The 4,416-nt window shown below is 66.1% G+C and carries 7 protein-coding genes; 4 read left to right on the top strand and 3 right to left on the bottom strand.

What is annotated here, in order from left to right:
• Nucleotides 1–193: transposase (locus tag RLN94_RS13320; RefSeq protein ID WP_350169093.1), on the top strand; the 193-nt coding region annotated here is incomplete at its 5' end.
• A gap of 47 nt (nucleotides 194–240) precedes the next feature.
• On the opposite strand, the gene regB is transcribed toward RLN94_RS13320, so the two are convergent.
• On the bottom strand, nucleotides 241–1,632 hold the full coding sequence (gene regB, locus RLN94_RS13315) for a sensor histidine kinase RegB (RefSeq protein ID WP_350130182.1): 1,392 nt from the start codon (nucleotides 1,630–1,632) through the stop codon (nucleotides 241–243).
• 87 nt (nucleotides 1,633–1,719) lie between these two features.
• On the opposite strand from regB, the gene RLN94_RS13310 reads away from it, so the two are divergent.
• Both RLN94_RS13310 and RLN94_RS13305 read left to right on the top strand, forming a co-directional pair.
• Nucleotides 1,720–2,343: an SCO family protein gene (locus RLN94_RS13310; protein WP_350130184.1), complete on the top strand. Its 624-nt coding sequence runs from the start codon at nucleotides 1,720–1,722 to the stop codon at nucleotides 2,341–2,343.
• An 81-nt stretch (nucleotides 2,344–2,424) separates the two neighbouring features.
• Nucleotides 2,425–2,976: an ActR/PrrA/RegA family redox response regulator transcription factor gene (locus tag RLN94_RS13305; RefSeq protein ID WP_350130186.1), complete on the top strand. Its 552-nt coding sequence runs from the start codon at nucleotides 2,425–2,427 to the stop codon at nucleotides 2,974–2,976.
• Between the two features lie 4 nt (nucleotides 2,977–2,980).
• Here the strand turns inward: RLN94_RS13305 and RLN94_RS13300 are convergent, their stop codons facing one another.
• Both RLN94_RS13300 and RLN94_RS13295 read right to left on the bottom strand, forming a co-directional pair.
• Entirely contained in the window at nucleotides 2,981–3,466 is a 486-nt protein-coding gene (locus tag RLN94_RS13300) for a GNAT family N-acetyltransferase (RefSeq protein WP_350130188.1), read from the bottom strand.
• The gene (locus RLN94_RS13295; protein WP_350130192.1) at nucleotides 3,463–4,029 is read right to left on the bottom strand and encodes an HD domain-containing protein; all 567 of its coding nucleotides are present in this window, start codon (nucleotides 4,027–4,029) and stop codon (nucleotides 3,463–3,465) included. The genes RLN94_RS13300 and RLN94_RS13295 overlap by 4 nt, the downstream gene beginning before the upstream one ends.
• A gap of 193 nt (nucleotides 4,030–4,222) precedes the next feature.
• Between RLN94_RS13295 and RLN94_RS13290 the strand changes: the two genes are divergently transcribed.
• On the top strand, nucleotides 4,223–4,416 hold a 194-nt coding region (locus RLN94_RS13290), incomplete at its 3' end, for an adenosylhomocysteinase (protein WP_350130190.1).

Below are 4,416 nucleotides of genomic sequence, written 5' to 3'. Positions count from 1 at the left end.
CCTCTACCTGCCGCCATACTCCCCGGACCTGAACCCCATCGAGCAAGCCTTCTCGAAACTCAAGGCGCACCTGCGCAGGATCGGCGCCAGAACCTTTACAGACCTCTTCGAAGTCCTCGGAGACATCTGCGATATGTTCTCTCCCAACGAATGTTGGAACTTCTTCAAGGCTGCCGGATATGTCGCAGGTTAAAATCGAAACGCTTTAATGATTGCAACCTGCAGCCGAATGCCGTGGCGTCATGCCCGTATAGGCTGGTTCTCTCCCAGGGGCATGCCGGGCAGGGTGTCGGAGGCGATGGCGGCGCGGGGCCAGCGGACCTCGACCACGGCGCCGGTGCGCTGGGCGCGGTCGAGCCGGTGGCGGAAGGACTCGGTGCCGTTGGCAAAGCTGAGGGCGGCGCCGGAGCGTTCCAGCAGCGTCTTGGCGATGAAGAGCCCGAGGCCCATCCCCTCGTATTCCGGGCGGCGCGGGTCGCGCCCGCCGCCGCGCCGGCGCATCAGCGGGTCGCCGATGCGGCCGAGAAGGTGCGGCGGGTAGCCGCGCCCGTCATCCATGATCCGCACGGTGATCTCGTCATCGGACCAGCGGCTTTCGACCCAGACATCGGCGCGGGCGAAATCGACGGCGTTCTGCACGAGGTTGCGCAGGCCGTGGATCACCTCCGGCCGGCGGAGGATCTCGGGCTGGAACGCCTCGGACCCTTCTTCCGGGGCGTGTTCGAAATGGATGGCCTTGCCGCGGTCGATATGGGGGTCGGCCGCTTCCTCGACCACGGCCGAGAGGGGGGCGCGGCGCAGGTGCAGGTCATCCTTGCCGGCGCGGCCCATCGAACGGAGGATGTCGCGGCAGCGGTCGGCCTGTTCCCGGATCAGCAGCGCGTCGTCGCGCAGGTCGGGGGTGTCGGCCAGCTCCTCGGCCAGTTCGGAGCTGGCGAGCTTGATGGTGGCGAGCGGCGTGCCCAGCTCGTGCGCCGCCGCCGCGACCACGCCGCCGAGATCGGTCAGCTTCTGTTCGCGTGCCAGCGCCATCTGGGTGGCTTGCAGCGCCTCGGCCATGGCGCGCATTTCCGAGACGATCCAGCGGGAATAAACCCCGAGGAAGATCACCGCGATGACGATGGCGAACCAGTTGCCGAAGAGGAAGATCTGGGGCACGCGGAGGTAGAACCCTTCGGCCGTGCGCAGGGGGAGGTGGAAGGGAATGAGCAGGGTGACGATCAGGATCGACATCACGCCGAGAAACAGCGTGGAGCGCGACGACAGCGCCGAGGCGGACACGGTGACGGGCCCGACGATCAGGATCGAGAACGGGTTGTGCAGCCCGCCAGTGAGGTAGAGCATCAGCGCCAGTTGCAGCATGTCGAAGAGCACGACCAGCAGGGTCTGGGATTCGGTCAGGCGCTTGTTCTCGGGGAAGACGAAGCCGGCGACGAGGTTGGAGATGACCGAGGCGCCGATGGCGAGGTAGCAGAGGCCGATCTCGAGCTCGAGATTGTAGAGCCGCTGGGCGACGATCAGGGCCGAGATCTGGCCGATGATGGCCCACCAGCGCAGCAGCACCAGCGTGCGCAACCGGATCCAGTTGTCGCTGTCGCGCGTGTTGGCCGGGGCCGTTGCATGTTCCGCCATATGTGACCCGGGGGACGTTGCAGTTTCCACCCGCGATGTTAGATGTGCGGCAACACGAAAAGAACCCCGGAAATGAAAGGGTCCCCCATGACACGGATCATCGCCATCGGCGCGGCTGCAATCGCCATTGTTTTCGTTGGTGGGATGTCATGGCTCGGATTCTGGAAGGATGGCGGCGACCAGTTCGCGCAGTGCCGGGGCGGAAATGTCGCGGGCGGCGCGGGGGCCATCGGCGGGCCGTTCGAGCTGGTCAGCGAGACCGGCGAGACGGTGACCGAGAAAGAGGTGATCGACCAGCCCGCGCTGATCTATTTCGGCTATACCTTCTGCCCGGATGTCTGTCCGGTCGACGTGGCGCGCAATGCGCAGGCCGTTGATATCCTTGAGGAACAGGGCGAGATGGTGAAGCCGGTCTTCATCTCGGTCGACCCTAAACGGGACACGCCCGAGGTGGTGGACGACTTTACCGCGAACCTGCATCCGCGGATGCTGGGCCTGACCGGATCGCCGGAACAGGTCAAGGCGGCGAGCCAGGCCTACCGGACCTATTACAGCGCCCATGACGACGAGGATGACGAATATTACCTCGTCGATCACTCGACCATGACCTATCTTGTCCTGCCAGAGACCGGGTTCGTCGATTTCTTCCGCCGCGACACGTCGGCCGAGGAGATGGCGGACCGGGTGCAATGCTTTCTGGACGCCGGCTGAGCCCGGTGCGATGGTTTGACGCACGACGTGCTGCACGATAGAGGTTATCGGCACGCCGGGTGCGTTCACGGGAGGGACGGAATGGCGGACATGCAGCGCGACATCGGCGAGGACAAATCCCTTTTGCTGGTCGATGACGACGAGCCGTTTCTGAAGCGGTTGGCCAAGGCGATGGAGAAGCGCGGCTTCGAGGTGGAGACCGCCGGATCGGTTGCCGCCGGGCAGGCCATCGCCACCGCGCGGCCGCCGGCCTACGCGGTCTGCGACCTGCGGCTGGAGGATGGCAACGGGCTCGACGTGGTGGAGACCATCCGCGAGAAGCGGCCCGATGCGCGGATCGTGGTGCTGACCGGGTATGGCGCGATTGCCACCGCCGTGGCGGCGGTGAAGATCGGGGCGACGGATTACCTGTCGAAGCCGGCCGATGCGACGGATATCACCAACGCGCTTCTGGCGACGGAGGATGAATTGCCGCCGCCGCCGGAGAACCCGATGAGCGCCGACCGGGTCAGGTGGGAGCATATCCAGCGGGTCTATGAGCTTTGCGACCGGAACGTGAGCGAGACGGCGCGGCGGCTGAACATGCACCGGCGGACCTTGCAGCGGATCTTGGCGAAGCGGTCGCCGCGTTAAGGGCCTAGAGGTCGAAGCGCTTGGAGATGCGGTCGACGGTTACGCCGCCCGGCAGGGGGACGTTCCGGCGAATATCGTAGGTCTCGAACCCGCGGCTCTGGTAATAGGCGAGGCCGCCGGTGTTGTCGGCGCGGATCGTGGCGTTGATCCAGCGGTAGCCCAGGGATATCGCCGCGTCGCGGGTGCGGTCGAAGAGGGCGGAGCCGATGCCGAGCTTGGCCCGGCCGATCTGCACGAAGGTGGCGATATCGCAGGCCTCGGGGGGCAGGGCGTCTTTCGGTTCGATCCACTGGAAGCCGAGGAGGGTTCCGCCATTGTCCTCGGCGAGGTGCCATGCGGCGGTGCCGGGGGTGGCGCGCATCCAGTCCTTGAGCATGGCGGGCGTGACAGGGTCGGTCATCGCCGTGGTGCCGCCGGCGGCGATGATGGCGTTCAGGAGGTCGGCCATGGGCGCGGCGTCGATCGGGCCGGCGGGGCGGATGTGGATCATCCCATCTCCTTCAGCAGCTCGGCATGGCGTGCGGTATAGGCGGCGCGGGTTTCCGTGGGCGGCCGCAGGAGGATGCGCAGGCCGTCGATGGTGGCCGGGTCGGGCTGGCCGAAGAAGCGGTTGGCCTCTTGTGTCGAGAAGCCGGCGATCTGTGTGGCTTCCATCCAGGCGCTGATCTTGTCGGCCTTCTTGATCTGTTTCTTGACCGCGGCCGGGATGGTGGCGGGCAGGCCGAAGCGCAGGTGGACGGCGGCGGCAAGGCGCTTGTCGAGCTCGTCGTAATTCGGGCCGACGGCGGCCTTCACCGGCGAGATCATGTCGCCGATGACGTATTCGGGCGCGTCGTGCAGCAGCGCGGCGAGGCGCCATTTCGCGGGGGCGGCGGGGTTGAGGCGGGCGTAGAGTCGTTCGACGAGCAGGGAATGCTCGGCCACGGAATAGGCCATGTCGCCGAGCGTCTGGCCGTTCCAGCGGGCGACGAAGCTGAGGCCGTGGGCGATGTCCTCGACCTCGATATCCATCGGGGTCGGGTCGAGCAGGTCGAGCCGGCGGCCCGAGAGCATCTTTTGCCAGGCGCGGGGTTTGGCCACTTGGGTCTCCGGTCCGATGGGTAAAACGCGGGCAGTCATAGCGGCGGGATGGCAAGATTGTAAAGTCTTAGGCAAGCCTGCGGTGGGTCGGAGGATTACCGCATTGCCCGCGTGAGAGGCTGGTGGTATCTGGCTCGCAACAACGGGATTTGCAAGGAGCCGCCAGATGGCAAAGGATTACCTCGTCAAGGATATCAAGCAGGCCGCCTTCGGGCGCATGGAGCTGGACATCGCCGAGACGGAGATGCCGGGGCTGATGGCCCTGCGCGAGGAATACGGCGAGGCCAAGCCGCTCAAAGGGGCGCGGATCGCCGGGTCGCTGCACATGACGATCCAGACCGCCTGCCTGATCGAGACGCT

The organism is Roseovarius sp., from assembly GCF_040223625.1.
Lineage (GTDB): Bacteria > Pseudomonadota > Alphaproteobacteria > Rhodobacterales > Rhodobacteraceae > Roseovarius.
The sequence above is the reverse complement of the archived record's forward strand: the minus strand, read 5'-3'. Positions and strand labels throughout refer to the sequence as shown.